Raw genomic sequence first — 19,194 nt, 5'->3', positions numbered from 1 at the left:
CCTCTACCGACATTCGACTTGAAGGTCACTTTGAACGCGAGCGGGGATTCGCGCTTCTGGTTCGAAGAGGAAAGTAGGTCACCCAGCCTTACGGCGACCTGTCGGCCATATTACATTTTTGTAAGGTCGGCGGCAGGAGCCGCGGGGAACAGCAGCGGCTCGTCTCCCGCCCGCCATTTTGGCCATTTTTGCATGATCGCCAAAAACCGGCCGGAGGTCTCGAACGCGCCCAGCCAGGTCTTCAGTTCCGGCCAGTTCTCCCCGTCGAACCAGTCCCTGTCCGTATTGGCGAACTGGCGCACAAAGGGCAGAATGGCAAAATCGGCAAGCGCGGGCCTCGCCCCGAACAACCATGGCCCCGCTGTCAGCCGATCGTCGAGACACCGCAGGAAGACGGACGCCCCGGAGCGCTCCTCTTCCCGGTCCGCATCGGGGTGGCGGGTGTCGTATTTGTAGCGGTCGAGATGGTGCTTGAAAGAACCGTCGCATTCCTCGATCAGGCTGAACATTCCTGTTTTGTCACCGTCTTCCGGGAGGAGCCAATGTTCGGGATCGCTGCTTTCCAGCGCCCAGAGCATGATGTCCAGGCTCTCGTCCAGAACCGTATCTCCATGCTTGAGGCACGGAACAGTGGCGGAAGGAGAGGTATTCAGGAATTCAGGCGCTTTCTCGCGCAGGACGATTTCGCGCAGTTCGACCGTCTGACCGCTCACGGAGATCGCAAGTCTGGCCCGCATGGCATAGGGGCAGCGGCGGAAAGAATAGAGGGTCGGACGCTCGGACATGCCCGTCACATGAGGCAAAGCCGCAATTCCGTCAACAGTGTCAGTCGCGCAGTCAGATTGAGGAGACCAAGCTCTACAGACAAAGCCCGCGAATTCTAGGTAATTTCGTCATGGTCTTTTCTACATTCTTCACAGCTTATAAAGGAAATATCGCGAAACTCATGGCAACAGGGTGTCGCCATGACAGATTCACTGCTCCAGCTTGCCAGGGACAGTTCCTCGAAGAAAAAACACCAGCTCGCCGAGCATGTTACGGACCTGCTCGCGGCAAGGGCCGATGATGGCGGCTCCGAAGAATCCAATCTTCTCAATGGCATGCTGGAAGGCGTTTACGGTTCTCTTGAGCAGGACACGCGCAAGAAGATGTCGGAGCGTCTCGCTGACGTTCAGGCTACATCCTCACAGCTGGCAGCCGTAATTGCCGCGGACGACCTGCCCGTCGCGAAAGCCGTCTTGGAACGCTCGCAATCCCTGAAGGACACGGATCTTCTAAAGATCGCCGAGACCAAAGGTCAGGGACATCTCCTGGCCATGGCCAAGCGTGACCATGTCGGCAAAGACCTGAGCAAGTTCATGCTCAAACGCGGCGACAGGGAGGTCAGGCAGACCCTTGCCGCCAATCTGGGCGCCGACATCACCGAGGCCGAGTTCGAGGAGCTGGTCAAGGATATGCCCCGGCAGCTGGGTGACCGCATCCGGCATCTGCGCAAATCCAACGAGGAGGTGCTTGAGGACCTCTTCAAGGACGATGGGGAAATCGCCGCGGGCGTCGAGCTGGTGAAGCGGCCTTCCAAAATCGGTCCCAAATCCTGGCTTCTGGGTATCCGGCTGGGCAAGACCACGTTGAACAAGGCGGTCTATCAACTCGCCCTCGAACACAATCTTCTGGACGCGGTCGCGCTTTTGTCCTTCTTCTCCGCGCTGGATATGAAATACGTTCACAAGCTCATGATCCGCTACGACTCCACCGGCATTGCCACGGTCTGCAGGGCCACGGGCATCGGCGCGAAGGAATTTCAGGCCATTTGCAAGGAACGCTGCAAACATCTGAAATTTCCGGAAAGCACCGGCAGCAAGTGGCTCACCAATTACCACATGCTGGACGAAATAGATGCGAGGCGGTTGCTGGCCCTCATGAAAATCAAACTGAAAACGGTCAGACAGAAAGAGGCGGCTTAGTTTTTTAGAGCCGGGGGTACCAACTCATGAAATTATGCTTCAACAACTGACCTGATTGAGCGGTCTCTAACCATTTCAGGCGCATTTAAAGCGCTTTACTCGCCCCGCTTTTTCATGTGTTTCCACCTGAATTCAGATCAATCCGGTGTGCTGTCCTCATGTGAGGCACACTCGTGTGGAATGTTCCCGTGGGCGATGTCACTTGCAGCGCAGTGAAATAATGATTTTTACGTAGATAAATGTGATTACTATATACCACCCAATTCAGACATCGTTATGAGTACCTATTTTCTATTCCGAAAATAATACATTGTCATTTTAACCTATAGAATTTGAGAAATACAAATTTTTCTGCGTTGGTTTATCTTGTTGTAACGTCTCTCCGTTAGTCGTGAAGCAATAAAAGCGGATGACACGACATGATCACCAAACTCCTCAGCCTTGCCCAGGAAAGCTCACCGGAAAAGCGGCATCAACTGGTTGAGCATGTCACGCGTCTGTTTGTAACGGGCGCGGACAGTTGCCAGACGGAAGAGATCGCGATTTTCAATTCGGTGCTGGAAAGCATGCTTGCAACGATGGAGCCTGCTCAGAAAAAGGCGATCTCAGAAAAGCTTGCTCCGATTGACAGTACCTCACACCAGGTTGCCTATGAGCTGGGCCGTGAGGAAATCGACATCGCCCGGCCTATGCTGACCTCTTCCAACGCCCTCGACGCGGCCGATATTCTCAAGCTCGCGAAAATGATGGGGCAAGGTCATCTTCTCGCGATTTCAAAACGCAAGCATCTGGAGCCACGGGTGACGGACGTCCTTCTGGAACGGGGCGAAACCACCGTCAAACAATCTGTCGCCGCGAACCCGGGCGCCGAATTTTCCAGCTGGGGCGCCCGCATGCTGATCAAGCTGGCGGAAAGCGACGATACCATTCGCGACTCGATGATGGAACGTTCAGACATCACGGAAGGCGACTATGACAACCTGATCAGCCTGATGCCGGAACAGCAGCAGACCAGGATCCGTCAGCTGCGCGACGAAAATGAAGCGCTTATCCACGACCTCTTCCGCAAGGCGAGCAAAGTCGTCACAAGCAGCAAACTGGAGCGCAAGGCGACACGCATCTGTGCGAAGGTTACCTTGATGGAAATCCGGACCGGCCAACGCTCGCTGGGAAAGGCGGTCACCCAGCTTTCGCTGTCCAACAACCTGTTCGATATCAGTTTCCTGCTCGCCGAGATGGCCGGCGTGGAGCAGAAATACGTGACCAATGTCATGCTTCGCTACGATGCCACGGGTGTTGCGATCCTTTGCCGGGCGATGGGCATCGACGATGGTGAATATACGGCATTGTGCCGCGCGCGCGCGGCCCACAGCAAACAGCCGCAATCGACCGTGGAAAAATGGTCGGACGATTACGGGTCGCTTTCCGACAAGGACGCACGCCGTCTGCTATCGTTCACGAAAATCCGGCTCGGCACGCTGGAAAAAGAACTCGCCTGAAGCTTCCGCGTTCATGGAAACGCAGAAGAAATGCTTTGGGGAACGCAGAAAAGATCCTCTGGCGGGAATTGCCCCGCCTTTCTTCAGGCCTTTTACGTGACTTCGCGCGTCACGACCGCCGCACCGGCCTCCAGTGTCCTATGAACCGGGCACTTGTCGGCAATTTCCAGCATGCGTTTCCGTGTCGCGTCATCCAGATCTCCCTCGAGGGAAATCAGCCGTTCGAACCTGTCGATCCTGCCGCCATGCGCCCTGAGTTCCTCCGAGCATTCCTCGCAGTCCGCCGCGTGAACCTTGCCGTGCAGGATACGCGTACCGATCCTGTCCACATCGAGGCCTTTCCTGTCGGCATACATGCGCAGCGTCATGACCGTGCAGGCTCCAAGCGCGGCCGACAGATAGCCGTAAGGCGACGGGCCACTGTCCAGACCGCCGACATCCGCAGGTTCGTCGGCAAGCAACCTGTGCGCTCCGCTCGATACCATCACCTGATATTTCCCTTGGCCCGTTTCCAGGACCTCGACACCGTCTTTCACCTCGTTGGCGGTCTCGCTCGCGCCCTTGTCAAGATATCTGCACGCCCAGGCCGCAATCACTCTGGCGGCATAAGCGGCATCCTCCTCTGCCGAAAGCAGATGGTCGGCGGTGTCCAGTGAGACAAAGCTTTTCGGGTGCCGGGCGGCCACAAAGATATTGGTGGCGTTATCTATGCTGACCGTCTCGTCGAGCGGCGCGTGCATGACCAGCAGGGCCTTGTGAAGTTCCGCGGTCTTTTCCCTGACCGACTGCGCCTGCAGGTCGTCCAGGAACTCGCGGCGGATCGTGAAACGGCGGCCCGCAAGGTTTACCTCCCCTGCCCCCTTTTCGCGTATTTCCTCGATGGAGCCGTTGAAATTGTGGAGGACGTGATCGGCATCGGACGGGGCTCCGATCGTCACCACGGCCCGCGCTTCGGGAATGTCGCCCGCCACGGCAAGCATCGCGGCGCCCCCGAGCGAATGTCCGATCAGGAGCTGCGGTGCTTCATAGGTCTTGCGGAGAAAATCCGCGGCCAGCTTCAGATCCTCCACATTGGAGGAAAACCCCGTGGAGGAAAAATCGCCACCGCTGCCGCCCAGCCCGGTAAAATCGAAGCGCAGAACCGCAATGCCTTCCGCGCTGAGTGCCGCGGCGATATGGCGGGCGGCGACGATATCCTTGGAACAGGTAAAACAATGCGCGAAGAGCGCGAAGGCCGTGATCCTTCCGGCCGGCAGATCCAGCCGGGCTGCGAGCCGCGCGCCATGCGCACCGTCGAATTCCAGTTTCAGCGGACGGTTTGCCATTTGCGGGCTCTCCTTGCGATGTGTCGCATCACAGGTAAGCACACGGGCCGGGTATGCAAGTCACAGCCCGGTGCAACTTCGTGAAGGGAATGACCGCCCGGCGCGGATCGACTGCCGGGCGGTCAATATTTTCCGGTCAATCGCGGCTCAGGACCTCAGGATCTTTTTGGTCGAGTTCACGGCATTGGCGATACGCGTGTAATGCACTTTCCGCTTTTTCGAATTCCCCGCGGAACGAAGCAGCTTTGTCGTGGCTTCCTCGATCGCCTTGGATGCAAGTTTGTTCACCTCACGGAGTGCCGCCTGGGATACTGCCCGGTAGGACTTGTTGCCCAGCTTCGCTTTCGGGGCTTTCCGATCCTGGTTCTTGCCGACAATCCCTTTCAACGTCTTCGAGAGCTTTCGCAACTCCCCGTTCGCAGCGGAATAATCAGGCTTTCTTCCGGCGGCGCCGCTCGCCTGCGCGAAGACGCGCTGCAAACAGTCCAACCGGTAAACGGCTTCCAGGCGGCTGCATTCCCCAGCACCTCGTTGGATCTGGTTGACGATCGCCTGCGTCACATCATCGGAAAACGCCAATTGCAAAAGACCGGCATTTGGGTCCGGCCGTTTGAATTCCCCGAGGATCTCGTGCGAACCGAAGCTTTCCACGGACAGGTCTAACGAACTGTCATCGGAAGCCCCCGTCCAGGCGGCTTGACCGGAGCTGGTGAAAAAACCGGAGACTGCGACACCGGCAAGGACCAGAATGGCTTTCACGGAAATAGAAACTTGCATCAAAACTTCCCCCAATATTTATCAGATTTAAAAAAAGAACCTAGCCGAGCTTCTCCCAAACTGCAAAGGAGCGTCTGGAACAGTATTATTTTGAAAGACCGTATGCCCTGCGCAATCCGCGTTTGGTTTGCGGACCGAATTGTCCGTCGATTGTACCTTCATAAAAAGCCCGTTCAGACAGTTTCGCCTGCAACGCCCGCCGGGTCCCCCGCTTGAACATGTCCGGGCTCTCCGACAGCAAGCTCAAAACCTGCTCGTTCCCGGTCCTGAGCGCTTGATAAAGATAGTTCGCGGCATCATCCAGGGACCGTCCCTCGACATCACCGTCATCGATGAGAGCCGCGTAGTTGAACATGGCCTCCGGATGGCGCAGGTCAGCCGCTCGTTCAAAAAATCCGATCGCCTTGACCGGATCGCGGGGGACACCCAATCCTCCCTGAAAATGAAGGAACCCGAGATCGTTTATCGCATCGGCAAAGTTCTCGGCCGCCGACTGACGGTACAGGTTCAACGCTTCTTCGATATCCTGATCAACACCGATGCCCCTTTCGTAGAGCCGGGCGAGCTCGAACATCGCTTCGGGATCACCGGCATCGGAAGCCTGCCGCAACAGCTTTGCCGCACGCTCCGGGTCATAGCGTTTTTCGTTCGGATCCAGCCGCATGTAGGCCAGTCCCTTCAAGGCCCGGATATCGCCCTTGTCCGCAAGCGCCGTGAGCTGATTTTCCTGGTCAACTTCAAGCGTCGCCCAGGCATTCTTTCTCTCGGTAGCCTCCAGGGCGTTGATCAGCTGCTTCTTGCCGGCGAGGAAATAAGGTTCGCCGGACAAGGACCCATATGTGTGCGGTTCCTGCATGTTGCCGGTCGTTTGAAGGACGGTGTCGCGAATTTGCCGGAAAGCCAGCCCGATTTCCAGGTCCCTTATCTGCAACGTGTCCGAGAGCGCTCGTGCGAAGGGACTGTTGCTGCCGTCACCATCCAACGCGGTCGCTCCGGCCTTTGCGGCATAGGCGACCAATGTCCCGCGTTCCGGTGATGGCGGGGCCAATCCGCTTAGAGTGACGGGCTCGTCGAGCGCGATGATTTCGACACTTTCATGGTCTCCAAACGGATCGTTGCGGCAGGAATCCAGAACCACGATCCGCAGTTGACGGGCCTTGTCGACGGCTCCCAGGATTTCATTCAGGGAAATTGAAGACTGAGCGACTTCCTTCCTGGATGCCGCCGCGGAGTCGGCGGGAATGAGAAAATTCTGTCCCCCGACTTCAACGCCATGCCCGGCAAAATAAACCATCGCAACATCTGCGGTTTCCGCCTCGAACGCGAATTTCTCAAGCAACTCTCGAAATTCACTCAGTCCCAGATTGTATTTCTCGACCACATCGAATTGCAGCGATCTGAGTGTATTTGAGATCAGCGCGCCATCGCGAACCGTGTTTTCAAGATCGGGAACATTCAGGTAGTCGGCAATACCCACGACCAGCGCCAGGCGCTTTTCCGGAAAATCGGCCGTTTCGCCGAACGCCCTTGCTGGCTGCGAACCGACGAGCGCCAGACCCAAAAGGGCCCCGATAATGAACTGCCGCGATTGCCACCGGTACAATTTAACCTGAGATAACATTCCTGACATTCCGAAATACCAATAAAATTTGGAAAGACATGAATACTGAATGTTCCATTGTTATCCCAGCAGCGCGAATAACGATAGTCTTGTTCTACCCCTGCTCTTCCAGCAGCGCCCGTAGCCTGCGTTCTTCCTCCTCGGAAAGCCGCGCAACGGGAGTGTCAGCTGTCTGCGCTGCCTGCGATGAGCGTTTGCGCAGCGCAAGGACAATCGCAAAAAGACCCGCGATCAGCGCGAGAGGCCCCGCCGCCCAAAGGGCCAGCGTATGCCAGGCGAATCTGGGTTTCAGCAGGACGAACTCGCCGTAGCGGGAGACGAGATAGTCAATCACCTGCGCGTCGCTGTCGCCAGCGACCAGCCGCTCACGGACCAGAACCCGGAGGTCCTTGGCGAGAGGAGCGTCGCTGTCGTCGATGGACTGGTTCTGGCACACCATGCAGCGAAGCTCGGCGGACAGGACCCGCGCCCGCGCCTCCAGCGCCGGATCGCCCAGAACCTCGTCCGGCGCCACGGCAAGGGCGGGCGATGCCAACAGGCAGAGGCACAGGAAAAGGCTGGTGAGAAGGGACCGGATCATCGCATGTCTACTCCGCCGGCGCCGCCGCGCCCGCATTGCGTTTTCTGGCCGGTTTGGGCGCGCCGACGCGAAGCCGCCTGTCGGCGATGGACACAGCCCCCCCCAGAGCCATGATCACGCAGCCGATCCAGATCAGCGTTATAAGCGGCTTGAAGTAGACACGCACATCGACAGCGCCGTCGCCCCGGCTTTCTCCGAGCGACAGATAAAGCTGCGAGAAACCGGTGGTGAAGATGGCCGCCTCCGTCGTCGGCATCTGACGGGCGGTATAGATCCGCTTGGAGGGATCGAGTTCGGTGACGAAGATACCGCCCTGGCGGATGGTGAAATGGCCGACTTCCTCGGTGAAATTCGGACCGCGCCGCGGCGCGGCGCCATCGAATGTCAGTTGATAGCCGGACAGTTCCACCGTGTCTCCCGGCCGCATGGTCGCTATCCGCTCGTCCTGAAACGCGGACGCGGTCACGACGCCCAGAACGGTCAGGCCGATGCCGAAATGAGCCAACATGCTTCCCCAGGCAGATCCGGGCAAGCCGATCAGGCGCGAGAAGGCGCGGCTCGGACCGATCTCGAAGATTTTCACCCGGGTGAGGATTTCCGAGACCGCGCCGGCCATGACCCAGACCGCGAGGCCGACACCCAGCGGGGCCAGAACCTTTTCCATGCCCCAAAGCCAGAACGTGAAGATCGTCATCAAAATTGCAAGGCCGAAGGCCGCGTAAAGCCGCTGGGATGCCGCGAGCAGGTCGCCGCGTTTCCAGGAGAGCACGGGACCGAAAGGGACCGCGATCAGAAGCGGCACCATCAGCGGTCCGAAGGTGAGATTGAAGAATGGCGCGCCGACGGAGATTTTTTCTCCCGTCACCGCGTCCAGAAACAGCGGATAGAGTGTGCCGACAAAGACCGCGGCGCAGGCGGAGGTGAGGAACAGGTTGTTCAGCACCAGCGCCCCTTCCCGGCTGATCGGTGCGAAGAGCCCTCCCTGTCTGAGGGCTGGTGCCCTCCAGGCGTAAAGCGAGAGAGACCCGCCGATGAACAAACACAGCAGAACCAGAATAAAGACACCGCGTGTCGGATCGGTGGCAAATGCGTGCACGGAGGTCAGGACACCGGACCGGACCAGGAAAGTCCCCAGCAGCGACAGCGAAAAGGTGAATATCGCCAGAAGGATGGTCCAGATCTTCAGCGCTTCCCGCCTTTCCATGACAATCGCGGAATGCAGCAGGGCCGTTCCGGCCAGCCACGGCATCAGGCTTGCGTTCTCGACCGGATCCCAGAACCACCAGCCGCCCCAGCCGAGTTCGTAGTAGGCCCAGTAGGAGCCCATCGCGATGCCCAGGGTCAGGAAGCACCAGGCAAGCAGCGTCCAGGGACGGACCCAGCGCGCCCAGGCGGCATCCGTGCGCCCCAGGATCAGCGCGGCGACGGCAAAGGAGAATGTGATCGAGAAGCCGACATACCCGACATAAAGAAGCGGCGGATGGATCGCCAGGCCGATGTCCTGAAGGATGGGATTGAGGTCGGCGCCCTCCAGAGGCGGATTGATCACGCGGGCGAACGGATTGGATGTGGCCAGCAGAAACAGAATGAAACCGGCGGAAATCCAGCCCTGAACAGCCAATGTCGTTGCGCGCAGATCCTTTGGGAGATTACCTCCGAAAAGCCCGACCAGCGCTCCGAAGAACACCAGAATGAGCACCCACAGCAGCATCGAGCCTTCATGATTGCCCCAGACTCCCGTGAACTTGTAGAGCAACGGCTTGGCGGAATGGGAGTTCTCCAAGACGTTCAGAACCGAGAAATCAGCGGTCAGATAGGCGCTCGTCAACACGGCGAAGGACACCAGCACCATAACAAACATCGTCACGGAAACAGGCGGCGCGACGGCCATGAGCCGGTCATCCCCGGCAAGCGCGCCCCACAAGGGGACAACGGATTGCACAAGCGACAGGGCGAAAGCCAGCACCAGCGCGTAATGTCCGAATTCGACGATCATTGCCCCTCCCAAATCCTGTTTCCACCAGGTCACAGACCCATAAGGTCAGTTGGCCGTGGTTTTGTCGCCTTGCCAATGGCCCTGTTTCTTCAGTGCTTCGGCCACTTCCTTGGGTATGTAGTTTTCATCGTGCTTTGCAAGCACGCTGTCGGCGACAAAAACCCCGTCCGGCCTGACGATACCTTCCGTCACCACGCCTTGCCCCTCACGGAACAGGTCAGGCAATATCCCTTTATAGGTCACGGAAACCGTGTTCTCCATGTCGGTGACGCGAAAGCTGACTTCCGCGTTGTCGGAGCGCACGACCGAGCCGTCCTCGACAAGACCGCCCAGCCGGATCCGCTGTCCGGACGGGAGGGTGTTGCGCGCGATGTCGGTCGGGCTCTGAAAAAAGACGAGTTCGTCGTACAAGGCAAACATGATCAGGCCGAACGCCGTGGCAAGTACCACACCCGCCGTGCCGATGAGGGTCAACCTTCTTTGTTTGCGTGTCATTGCTTTTCCGCCCGCTTCCCGCTGCCTGCTGCCCCTTCAGGCGCGGAAGTCTCTTCTTGTCTCAAGATCCTGTTAGACCAAGTTGCGTTGCCGCGTCCTTGATTGAGGACAAATCCTCCGGCTTGTCGGCATAAGCGGCTTGCGCGTCCTTGAGCGCATTCTCCGCGCTCTGTCTTTCGCCCAATACGATATAGGCCTGCATCAGCTGCTTCCATTCCGCTGCGGAACCTCCCTCATCGGCGAGCCGTTCGGCAAGGCCGGAGACCATTGCGCGTATCATGGCCTGCCTGTCGCCCGTGCTCATGTCCCGCGATGCCGCGACATCCTCCTGTGAAGGTCCGCGCGGCGCAGGCGTTTGACCGACCTGATCCGATTGTCCGTCCGGCCCCGCAAGTTCCGCCAGTTCATTGCGCGCGGCGCCTACCCAGGCTTCCGTGCCCTCAGCCCCGGCCAGAAGATTGCGCCAGGCCGCGATCGCCTCCGCTTTCCTGCCTTCCTGCCCGAGGGCAAGCGCCAGGAAAAAGCGTGGCTTGACCGCGGAAGCATCCATCGCCGCCGCCTGTTCGAAAGCCTGTCGCGCTTCCGCCGTGACGAGGCCCTGGCTGGCGATGGTCATCGCCTCGCCCATATCGGTCAGCCAGTCCTGTCTCGGCCCGAGAAGGCGGATGGCTTGCGCATAAGCCCGAGCGGAATCCTGCGGCCGGCCGAGAGACATGTAGACCGGTGCGATCACCACCCATCCCTGCCCGTCCTCCGGGTTATCCGCCAGATGCCGCTCGACCCGGGCCACGAGTATATCAACCGACTGCTCTTCCGCCGGCGCCTGGAGCCTGGCGGCAAGCGGAGCGTCGGGCATATCCGGAGCTCCGAAGAGGAGATAAATGCCGACGGCCGCGGCCGGCAGGACGAACAGCGCCAGTCCCTGGGCAATTTTCAGTCTTGGCCCCCGGGTGATCCCGCCGGCCTCTTGCGCATGATTTTCGTGCGCGCTGAGCAGCCGGCGGGCGATTTCCGTACGCGCGGCGCCGGCGGCTTCCGGTTCGATCAGTCCACGTTCCAATTCGGCTTCGATAGCACCGAGCTGATCGCGGTAGACCGCCTCGTCCGCGCTCCCGGACGGCGTGCCCGCCGAACGCCGCGCCTTCGACAAAGGCACAAGCACGGACAGGGCGGCGGCCGCTGTCATGACAGCTATCAGGATCCAAAATACCATGGATGCACTATAGACCGCCCAATTTGGACAAAAGCAAGATGGTACCACTGTGACCGGCGGTCGCGGCACCGGCGGTGAGCAGCGGCTTTGAAATGGATGTGGGCCCTACTTGCGGCCCAATGCGGTGGCAACCAGTTTGCGCTCCGGATTGCTTTCTCCCGACGCGGTCAATTTCCGCGCCTTGGCGACAGCGGCCTGGCGGCTGCGGCGGAGCTGATTGGCATAATCGGAACCGAAATAGATCTCAGACAGCATGATCGCCACATCGGCCGCGGCCAGATGTGCCTGCAACTGCTGTCCCCGGGCTTTGCCGAGATCGGAGATCTGCGACCGGGTGACGATTTCCAGCGTCTGCTCGACGGCCTGCCTGGTCCGTTTGCCGACCTCGTTCACGGCGAAGGTCTCCGAAGCGTTGCGGACCATGGTCACCACGCGCAATGTCCGCACCGCGTCGTCAATCGCTTCCTGATTGATCTGCAGTTTGCCGTTCTGGTCGAATTTCGGCACCTGGAGCGCACGGCGGACAGCCCCATGGGCAGTGTTCAGTTCTGTCGTCACCACGTTGGAAATGGTGCGCTTGCTTTCGGCCAGACGCTTGTGCCACTTGCCGGAGTGGGACAGATCCATGTCCCGTTCGACACCGCGCACGAGCGCATGGTATTCCAGAAGCGCCTGCGAAAAGGCGACCGGATCCGGATTGTGCTTGCAGTGATCGAGAGCCAGGATCTGAAGCCGCTCGGCTTCGCTCATCACGACATCGACAAACGGCGCGAACTGCGAGTTCTCGATCGCCTTGGGATCGTCGTCGCCGACGAGGCGCCCGGCGAAACTGCACAGGGCAGCCGGTGCGTCGGAGCGGTCAACCAAAGCGGCCGCGATGACCGGAACATGGTCGGGAAACCGGTAGGAGCACTTGTCCACCAGACGCAGGACATCCGTGTCGCGCTTCAGCCTTTGTTCGTTGATCCGTTCCGGAATATTCTGCAGAAACGGCACAAGCCAGCGCTCGGCGGAAAAAATCTTCTGAATGTCCCGCAGTTCGGCGATCCCGCGTTCTCCGCCGAGCTCGATGCCCATCCGCCGCCGTTCCGTGTCCGAATTCTCGCTGCGGTGCAGCGCTTCGCCAACGGCATCCACGGAGCGGGTGCGCAGGGCCTGAACGAGAGCGGCGACCCGCTCGCCGCTGACCGCCGCATTTCCCGCCTGTTCCAGAACGGTCTGGAAATCGTCCGGCATGACATCGCGTCCGAGCCATTTCCAGACACGGTTGAGCATGCCGCGGTGGATGCGAGCTTCCTGCCGGATCATCAGGGTCTCGTTGATCAGAAAATCCTCCAGCGGCGAGAAGAACATGCGCTGGATCTGGTTTTGTCTCTGGGGCCCCCCGGGGAGTTCCGGCGCCAGCAAACGCGGTCTGCGCAAAAGGGCAAGAGCCGCGGTGAGAATCAGCTGGAGGTTCGGATCGGGATTCTTTTGAAACTGGGCCCGTTCCATATTCCGGACCAAAGCCTCGACGGCCTGCGGCCGGAGACTGCTCAGATAGGATTTGATTTTGTATTCAAGCTGGTCCGAGTGGGTCATTCACAGCGTCAATCGCGATCCGAATCCACGCGATATTAGCGGCATAAGGTTTAACTAAGTGTTGAGAATAATTTCAGGATTTCGAAACACCCGATTGACCGGCGATCCCGCTGAGCCCCGGGCCACGGACCCGGTCTAACCGATGACCTGCCAGGCGCCCTTGTCCGTTTCGCAGGCGGTGCCCCTGGCCTGCAGCATCCGTCCCTGCAGAACCATCTCATGGGTGAATTCCCGGCAACTCGTCTCGTTGACGAAATAGACCGGACCGGGACGCACCTGGCCGCTGCGGCCGGTGCGCTCGTTCTGCCAGGCAACCGCGACACCCAGGCCCCGTGCCCGCAGGGCCCGGTCCTGGGCATCTTCCGCCGCACGGCGGTCGGAGGGCTCAAGCGCGTCGCCGAGTTCGTTGTTCACCAGAACGGAAATGGCGGTATTCGCCTCGGACCCGGCCACGTCGGATTTCGGATCGCCGAAAAACGAGCCCAGTCCGGCGGTATCGCTCGAACCGGACGTCATGGAACATCCCGCCAGAACCGTGGCAAGAGCAAGACATGTGGCAGCGCGCAAAAACATGCTCGAAAGCTCCCGGAGCAATCTGTTTCCAGGCGGGTTCTCCTGACATCAGGAGGCCGCCGGTGTTTCACGAACAGGAGCATCCAATCGCGTCCCTATGGACACGGGATGATCCGGATAACATGAAAACCGGTGTGAACCCGCAGATGAATCCTTGTTATTTACAATTTGTGGCCGAACTTGGCCATCGTCCAGTCTTTAAAGCCACTATCTGCGTCAATTTTCATCACAATATCATTGACCTCGCCCCCAGCCGCAACCCTAGCCTTGGCCCGGACCTGGCCTAGACCTGGCCAAGAGCCGGCAAGGTCAGCGTGGCTTTCAGGCCGCCCAGCGCCGATCCGTCCAGTTCGAGCGTACCGCCGTACAGGGCGGCCAGGTCCGCCACAATCGACAGGCCAAGCCCGGTGCCGGGCACGGTTTCGTCAAGCCTTCTGCCGCGTTTGACCGCCTCGGCCCGCTCTTCGCGCGTCAGTCCGGGACCGTCGTCTTCCACGATTATGGTGAACATATCCCGGTTCGTCGCCGGGTCGCTCAACGGCGCCACCTTCACCGAGACCCTGGAAGCTGCCCATTTGCAGGCATTGTCGATCAGATTGCCGCCCATTTCCTCAAGATCCTGGCTTTCTCCGCGAAACCGGATCTCGCCGCTCTGCTCAAAGCCGACGGAAATGCCCTTGTCCTGGTAGATCTTGTCCATGGCGCGAATCAGTCTGGCAAGCACGGGCTGCGTTTCGCACGAGACGCCGATCACCCGGCGCTGCGCCGCCATGCGCGCCCGTTCCAGATGATGCTGGATCTGGGTGGACATGATCGCCGCCTGTTCGGAAACCTTTTCAGCCAGGGGACCGCCGGCGGCGCGGGCTTCGTTCGATATCACCGACAGCGGCGTCTTCAGTCCGTGCGCCAGATTGCCGACATGGGTTCGCGCCCTTTCGACGATCTCCCTGTTGGAAACGATGAGGGCATTGAGTTCCACCGCCAGCGGCGCGATTTCCCGTGGCAGGGCCTCGTCGATCCGCTCCGCCTCGCCCTGACGGACGGCCGACAGGGACGCGCGCAAGCGGGCGAGCGGTTTCAAGCCGATGCGTACCTGCAGGAAGATCGCCAGAATCAGGCCGAGGCCGACCAGACACAATGTCAGAGTGACCATGCGGCCGAATTCGTAGATATCGGTCCAGAACCCGGCGGTCGCCGCTCCGACGGCAATGATGTAGGACGTATCCCCGATCGAAATCCTTTGTTGCAGGACGCGGATTTCGTCGCCGCCCGGACCGGAAATGAACCCGGCGCTGCTGTCGTTCCGACCGATCCCGGGCACGTTGAGCGGATCGCCCACAAGCGATTTCGAGGCATAGAGAATATCGGCGTTTTCGGCGTGGCGAACCGTCCAGTACCAGCCGGACAGCGGCAGGGAGAAACGCGGATCGCCGCTATAGTCCGGAGCCGACAGCGTGGCGGTCGCTCCGTCCGCTCCGGCTTCCGTCTCCAGCATTCCGGAAATCAGCGCGTTGATGTGGATTTCAAGCTGGGCGTCGAAGGCGCGCTCGCTTGCCCGCTGGTAGAGGCTCACCAGGAAGATACCCGCCAGGGCGAGCGCGACTGTGGACCAGACAGCGGCAACGAAAACAAGACGCCCGGCAAGCGAGCGCTGCGGCCTGCGGGGCGAGTCAGGATCCGGCCCCGGCCCCGGCGAAGCCTCACTTGTCACCGGCTGCTCCCAGCCGGTAACCGAGCCCCCGGATGGTTTCGATCAGATCCGAGCCGATCTTCTTGCGCAAACGGCCGACAAAGACCTCGACCGTGTTGGAATCGCGGTCGAAATCCTGATCGTACAGATGTTCGGTCAGTTCCGTCCTGGAGATCACCTTGCCCTGGTGATGCAGCAGATAGGACAGCAGCCGGTATTCGTGGGAGGTCAGCTTGATCGCGGAGCCATCCACGGTGACCCTGCCGGCGCGCAAGTCGAGACGCACCGCCCCGCAGGTCAGTTCGTTGGAGGCGTGACCGGCCGCCCGGCGGACAAGCGCACGGACCCTGGCCAGCACTTCCTCCATGTGAAAGGGTTTGGCGACGTAATCGTCCGCCCCGGCATCGATACCCGCGACCTTGTCCGACCAGCGGTCCCGTGCGGTGAGGATCAGCACCGGCATCGTCCTGCCGTCACGGCGCCAGGTTTCCAGAACCGACAACCCGTCCAGAGTAGGCAGGCCGAGATCGAGCACAACGGCGTCATAGGGTTCGGTGTCGCCCAGATAGTGCCCGTCTTCCCCATCGGTCGCACTGTCGACCACATAGCCGGCTTCTTCCAGAGCGGTGACGATCTGGCGGTTCAGATCGGTATCGTCTTCAACAACAAGAATGCGCATGAGGTCCGACTTTTCGAAGTTCAGTGAAATGACCCGGCGGCCCCCACGCATGCGTGGGGCCGGCACCTTGATCGTCCATCTAGCGGGCGCTGACTGTGACCGTCGTCACCTTGCCGCCGTTCTTGACCGAGAGAACATAGACATAACCCCCGCCCTGCTCGCAGAGCTGGGCCTTCAGGATTTCCCCCTGAACCCGGCCCTTGACAGACCCCAGCGAAGCCGCCTGGCCGCTGGCAACGACCTTGCGGGCCGCGGCGTCCGACAGACAGGCCGCCTGCGCCGGTCCCACCGCGGCGAAAAGGAGGACAAGAATGACAAATATGTGTTTCACGGGTTCGATTCCGGTTCTGCTCACGAAGTGTTGGGCAAGGTGTAATCAATTTCACATGAACGCAAGCTGAACCGGTTGTTTGGGGTTGGTTGGTGGGTTCGTTGGGGCTTTGGAAAAATGCCTCGGTCCCGACATAAAAGCGGGAGGGTCCGCGGCCGGTGCTTGACTTGAACGATGGTCGTGTACGTAGTTTGTCTCTAATTTGAGAGTTGATAAAGCTGCGGCCCCCACTTCTACTCATCTAATGGTTGCATTGAAGCGTTCGTTCTTCCATTGTACTCAAAAAGCACCGTTATCATGAGAATAGTTGAGAATCTGTCCGAACTAATAGATCGCCTTGACCGCATAGTTGCCATTGCTGACAACTACAAAACGGAACTCGGATTCTGGCCACGGAGCAGCCTTGAGGATGGGATCAAGCGCGGACGCTTGCTCGCGGCCGATGGCACAATCGAAGGGCGCGAAACAACAATTGGGTTTGTTGTGTTTGGAGGCGTCTTTCCGAACGGACGCATTCAAGCTGTCGCAGTTGATCCGACCTCCCTAAGGCAGGGGGTTGCTCAATTCCTAGTCGACAATGTGGTTGCAAGAATGGAGTCTGAAGGCTATTTGGCGATTCTTGCGAAGCCAGCCAAGGACTTGCAAGTTGCTCAAAATTTTTACGAAAAGAACCACTTCCTCACGGTTAGAATACAGAGTGGCGGTGCAGCTAGAAACCGAGAAATTGTTGTACGAGAGAGAATTCTGAAAAGCCCAAGCCTGCTGACGGCAATGGAGTTACGCCAACCGCCCCCGCTTTTGCTTCGATCAGACGCCCACTCAAACCTTTGGGTCATCGACATTAATGTTCTCTTTGATCTGCTAAAACTGAGGCGCACTCATTATAAGATGGCTGTAGGGGTTTTTGCCGCCGCGCTTGAGGGGCGAGTGAGAATTGCTGTGACTTCAGAATTCTCGAACGAACTCACTCGTGCAAGTGCGGCAATAAAAGATGACCCACTACTAAAACTAGCAGATGCACTTCCAAGACTACGCGGAAATGCCGAGAAAAACGTCAAAGACTTAGCTGAGATTATTCACACTGCGGTTTTCACGAAAAGAAAACCATCACAGGCAGGAACACCTCAGGCGCACAGCGACTGTATGCACCTCGCAGAGTGTATCGCTGGAAATGCATCAGCATTCGTCACGAGCGATGGCGTTTTGCTGAGAAATCGCCGCCTTATCCGTGAAACTTGGGGCCTAGAAGTTGTCGCGCTTGAAGACTTCCATGATGTACTTACATCCACGGATTTGACCGATGATTTTAAGCCGGTACGAGGTAAAGGGTTCCGAACCTGTACTGTGAGTGCTGAGGTCGCACGAGGAATTGCAGAAAAATTACAACCCAAGGGTCTTAATTACAGCTATTTCGTCAAACATGCCACAAGGGCCTCTGCCCATTTCTTAGTTGCTTTCGACGACAGGCAAGCTGCAACAGCACTACTCGCCGCCTCTTCTCCCGTCACGCTCGGCGACGCTCATCGAGTTCTGCTACTCGTGGATCATGAGCGTCCGAATGCTGAACTTATAGCGGAAATGCTGCTCAGCAATATAATCGATGCCATTGGAAGAGCTGGATTGAATTTGATAAACCTCGAAGACATTCCGGGGCAAATCGCAGCGCGCAAAGCGGCGCTGCAAGCAGGCTTCATATCAAACGATACAGATCAGTTCCTAAGCAAACCAGCCTTGGGAGCACCAATTACACCAGCAAGTTTCTCTGGCCTCTCGGAACGAGCAGGTCTAGCGTTCGGTTCTAAGGCGCCTCAGTTGTTTCCGGCCAGTTTCGACGGTTTTGATGCGCTTCTTTCGACGGATAGAACAGAATTTCGGCGTACCGAGGATTTGCTCAGCCCAACTTTGATAGTTACCAACAACCGGCAAGTCAGCATTCAGCCTATCGCGCGGCCTTACGCTGACGAACTTCTTGGCACGTCACCTCAAACAAGTCTTTTGGATCAGTTCGAAGGGGCTTTTCGTTCTCAGAAAACCTATGTTTGCAGTGGGCGAAGCAAGAATTTATTCAAGACAAATCAGCTCATTCTGTTCTATGAATCTACCCGAACAGGTGGGCGTGGAGCAGTGATCGCGGCCGCACGCATCGATAACGTAGTGACACAACAAAAGAATGAAACACTCCAATCCGATATGAAGAGGACAGTTCTCGAAAGTGTCGACCGCTTTTCAGCAAGCGAAGAGGTTACTTTGACCGGCTTCAGCTCGCTGTTGCGATTCCCCCGCCCAGTTAGCCTCGATGAACTTCGGATGTTGGGCGCAGTTGGAACTCAAAATTTGCAAACCACCACAGTCATTGCCACAGCCGTCGCGCAGGAGATCTTCGACCGGGGCTGGGCGAATGAACGCTGACTCTCATGCAATGATCTCAATTCATTGCGATCACGCGGCGAATATCATTAGCGGTGTAAAATCAGTTGAGCTGCGCCGACGGTTCATGTCGTTGCCGCCAGGCTCACGGCTCTGGATTTACTCAACGCTACCGGTGGGGGCGCTTGTCGCTACAGCGACTATTATTGCAATTGATTATGACTCTCCATCTGCGTTGTGGTCGCGATATCAGTCAGAAGCTGCAGTCTCACAAACCCTATTCTTTCAATATTTTGGAGGTTGCGATTTAGGATGTGCAATTCAGCTAGGCGATGTCGAACCTATCTCCCCAGTGCCTCTAGACAGTATTCGTCGAATTCGTGGCGTTAATAGCATTCCACAAGTCGCCACAAAAATATCCATTCTTGAAGCCAGTAAATTTGAAGAATTCCGGCATTTTCGCTGAGCATGTCCTGCGCTGTGACGTGGCGTTCTTGTCGCCG

Annotated in this window: 18 protein-coding genes; 5 read left to right on the top strand and 13 right to left on the bottom strand. The window is 58.4% G+C overall.

Annotated elements, in window-relative coordinates:
• Positions 1–110: 110 nt before the first annotated feature.
• On the bottom strand, positions 111–785 hold the full coding sequence (locus tag CLV41_RS10515; protein WP_103222270.1) for a glutathione S-transferase: 675 nt from the start codon (positions 783–785) through the stop codon (positions 111–113).
• 180 nt (positions 786–965) lie between these two features.
• Between CLV41_RS10515 and CLV41_RS10510 the strand changes: the two genes are divergently transcribed.
• On the top strand, positions 966–1,964 hold the full coding sequence (locus CLV41_RS10510; protein WP_103222269.1) for a DUF2336 domain-containing protein: 999 nt from the start codon (positions 966–968) through the stop codon (positions 1,962–1,964).
• 419 nt (positions 1,965–2,383) lie between these two features.
• On the top strand, positions 2,384–3,463 hold the full coding sequence (locus tag CLV41_RS10505; RefSeq protein WP_103222268.1) for a DUF2336 domain-containing protein: 1,080 nt from the start codon (positions 2,384–2,386) through the stop codon (positions 3,461–3,463).
• Positions 3,464–3,555: 92 nt separating this feature from the next.
• On the opposite strand, the gene CLV41_RS10500 is transcribed toward CLV41_RS10505, so the two are convergent.
• The 9 genes from CLV41_RS10500 to CLV41_RS10460 all read right to left on the bottom strand — a co-directional run bounded on the left by CLV41_RS10500 (position 3,556) and on the right by CLV41_RS10460 (position 13,624).
• Positions 3,556–4,788, bottom strand: a complete 1,233-nt coding sequence (locus CLV41_RS10500) for a bifunctional alpha/beta hydrolase/OsmC family protein (RefSeq protein WP_103222267.1) — start codon at positions 4,786–4,788, stop codon at positions 3,556–3,558.
• A gap of 147 nt (positions 4,789–4,935) precedes the next feature.
• The gene (locus CLV41_RS10495; RefSeq protein ID WP_103222266.1) at positions 4,936–5,565 is read right to left on the bottom strand and encodes a hypothetical protein; all 630 of its coding nucleotides are present in this window, start codon (positions 5,563–5,565) and stop codon (positions 4,936–4,938) included.
• Between the two features lie 85 nt (positions 5,566–5,650).
• On the bottom strand, positions 5,651–7,186 hold the full coding sequence (locus CLV41_RS10490; RefSeq protein ID WP_103222265.1) for a caspase family protein: 1,536 nt from the start codon (positions 7,184–7,186) through the stop codon (positions 5,651–5,653).
• Positions 7,187–7,280: 94 nt separating this feature from the next.
• Positions 7,281–7,763 carry a cytochrome c-type biogenesis protein gene (locus CLV41_RS10485; RefSeq protein ID WP_208987451.1) on the bottom strand — a complete coding sequence of 161 codons (483 nt, stop codon included), beginning with the start codon at positions 7,761–7,763 and terminating at the stop codon, positions 7,281–7,283.
• Positions 7,764–7,773: 10 nt separating this feature from the next.
• Positions 7,774–9,762, bottom strand: coding sequence for a heme lyase CcmF/NrfE family subunit (locus CLV41_RS10480; protein WP_103222263.1), 1,989 nt, complete (start codon positions 9,760–9,762; stop codon positions 7,774–7,776).
• A gap of 45 nt (positions 9,763–9,807) precedes the next feature.
• Positions 9,808–10,257, bottom strand: a complete 450-nt coding sequence (gene ccmE, locus CLV41_RS10475; protein WP_103222262.1) for a cytochrome c maturation protein CcmE — start codon at positions 10,255–10,257, stop codon at positions 9,808–9,810.
• Positions 10,258–10,318: 61 nt separating this feature from the next.
• The gene (gene ccmI, locus CLV41_RS10470) at positions 10,319–11,470 is read right to left on the bottom strand and encodes a c-type cytochrome biogenesis protein CcmI (protein ID WP_103222261.1); all 1,152 of its coding nucleotides are present in this window, start codon (positions 11,468–11,470) and stop codon (positions 10,319–10,321) included.
• Between the two features lie 105 nt (positions 11,471–11,575).
• Entirely contained in the window at positions 11,576–13,051 is a 1,476-nt protein-coding gene (locus CLV41_RS10465; protein ID WP_103222260.1) for a hypothetical protein, read from the bottom strand.
• A 135-nt stretch (positions 13,052–13,186) separates the two neighbouring features.
• Positions 13,187–13,624 carry an RT0821/Lpp0805 family surface protein gene (locus CLV41_RS10460; protein WP_103222259.1) on the bottom strand — a complete coding sequence of 146 codons (438 nt, stop codon included), beginning with the start codon at positions 13,622–13,624 and terminating at the stop codon, positions 13,187–13,189.
• Positions 13,625–13,686: 62 nt separating this feature from the next.
• Here CLV41_RS10460 and CLV41_RS27520 point away from each other — a divergent pair, with 62 nt between their 5' ends.
• Positions 13,687–13,911: a hypothetical protein gene (locus CLV41_RS27520; protein ID WP_146048549.1), complete on the top strand. Its 225-nt coding sequence runs from the start codon at positions 13,687–13,689 to the stop codon at positions 13,909–13,911.
• Here CLV41_RS27520 and CLV41_RS10455 read toward each other — a convergent pair.
• The 3 genes from CLV41_RS10455 to CLV41_RS10445 all read right to left on the bottom strand — a co-directional run bounded on the left by CLV41_RS10455 (position 13,908) and on the right by CLV41_RS10445 (position 16,324).
• Positions 13,908–15,335, bottom strand: coding sequence for an ATP-binding protein (locus CLV41_RS10455; protein WP_103222258.1), 1,428 nt, complete (start codon positions 15,333–15,335; stop codon positions 13,908–13,910). The genes CLV41_RS27520 and CLV41_RS10455 overlap by 4 nt on opposite strands.
• On the bottom strand, positions 15,325–15,993 hold the full coding sequence (locus tag CLV41_RS10450; protein WP_103222374.1) for a response regulator transcription factor: 669 nt from the start codon (positions 15,991–15,993) through the stop codon (positions 15,325–15,327). The genes CLV41_RS10455 and CLV41_RS10450 overlap by 11 nt, the downstream gene beginning before the upstream one ends.
• 79 nt (positions 15,994–16,072) lie before the next feature.
• The gene (locus tag CLV41_RS10445) at positions 16,073–16,324 is read right to left on the bottom strand and encodes a PepSY domain-containing protein (protein WP_208987424.1); all 252 of its coding nucleotides are present in this window, start codon (positions 16,322–16,324) and stop codon (positions 16,073–16,075) included.
• A gap of 297 nt (positions 16,325–16,621) precedes the next feature.
• Between CLV41_RS10445 and CLV41_RS10440 the strand changes: the two genes are divergently transcribed.
• Together CLV41_RS10440 and CLV41_RS27515 are read left to right on the top strand one after the other, a co-directional pair.
• On the top strand, positions 16,622–18,733 hold the full coding sequence (locus CLV41_RS10440) for a GNAT family N-acetyltransferase (RefSeq protein ID WP_103222257.1): 2,112 nt from the start codon (positions 16,622–16,624) through the stop codon (positions 18,731–18,733).
• Entirely contained in the window at positions 18,723–19,157 is a 435-nt protein-coding gene (locus CLV41_RS27515) for a hypothetical protein (RefSeq protein ID WP_146048548.1), read from the top strand. The genes CLV41_RS10440 and CLV41_RS27515 overlap by 11 nt, the downstream gene beginning before the upstream one ends.
• Positions 19,158–19,194: the final 37 nt, after the last annotated feature.

This window comes from Roseibium marinum (assembly GCF_002906165.1).
Classification (GTDB): domain Bacteria; phylum Pseudomonadota; class Alphaproteobacteria; order Rhizobiales; family Stappiaceae; genus Roseibium; species Roseibium marinum.
Note: the sequence above shows the minus strand (reverse complement) of the source record. Positions and strands in the feature narration are given on the sequence as shown.

Excerpts from the sequence above, each read along its gene's own strand:
- CLV41_RS10515 (WP_103222270.1), bottom strand. The coding sequence starts at position 785 with ATGTCCGAGCGTCCGACCCTCTATTCTTTCCGCCGCTGCCCCTATGCC.
- CLV41_RS10510 (WP_103222269.1), top strand. The coding sequence starts at position 966 with ATGACAGATTCACTGCTCCAGCTTGCCAGGGACAGTTCCTCGAAGAAA.
- CLV41_RS10505 (WP_103222268.1), top strand. The coding sequence starts at position 2,384 with ATGATCACCAAACTCCTCAGCCTTGCCCAGGAAAGCTCACCGGAAAAG.
- CLV41_RS10500 (WP_103222267.1), bottom strand. The coding sequence starts at position 4,788 with ATGGCAAACCGTCCGCTGAAACTGGAATTCGACGGTGCGCATGGCGCG.
- CLV41_RS10495 (WP_103222266.1), bottom strand. The coding sequence starts at position 5,565 with ATGCAAGTTTCTATTTCCGTGAAAGCCATTCTGGTCCTTGCCGGTGTC.
- CLV41_RS10490 (WP_103222265.1), bottom strand. The coding sequence starts at position 7,186 with ATGTTATCTCAGGTTAAATTGTACCGGTGGCAATCGCGGCAGTTCATT.
- CLV41_RS10480 (WP_103222263.1), bottom strand. The coding sequence starts at position 9,762 with ATGATCGTCGAATTCGGACATTACGCGCTGGTGCTGGCTTTCGCCCTG.
- ccmE (WP_103222262.1), bottom strand. The coding sequence starts at position 10,257 with ATGACACGCAAACAAAGAAGGTTGACCCTCATCGGCACGGCGGGTGTG.
- ccmI (WP_103222261.1), bottom strand. The coding sequence starts at position 11,470 with ATGGTATTTTGGATCCTGATAGCTGTCATGACAGCGGCCGCCGCCCTG.
- CLV41_RS10465 (WP_103222260.1), bottom strand. The coding sequence starts at position 13,051 with ATGACCCACTCGGACCAGCTTGAATACAAAATCAAATCCTATCTGAGC.
- CLV41_RS10460 (WP_103222259.1), bottom strand. The coding sequence starts at position 13,624 with ATGTTTTTGCGCGCTGCCACATGTCTTGCTCTTGCCACGGTTCTGGCG.
- CLV41_RS10450 (WP_103222374.1), bottom strand. The coding sequence starts at position 15,993 with ATGCGCATTCTTGTTGTTGAAGACGATACCGATCTGAACCGCCAGATC.
- CLV41_RS10440 (WP_103222257.1), top strand. The coding sequence starts at position 16,622 with ATGAGAATAGTTGAGAATCTGTCCGAACTAATAGATCGCCTTGACCGC.
- CLV41_RS27515 (WP_146048548.1), top strand. The coding sequence starts at position 18,723 with ATGAACGCTGACTCTCATGCAATGATCTCAATTCATTGCGATCACGCG.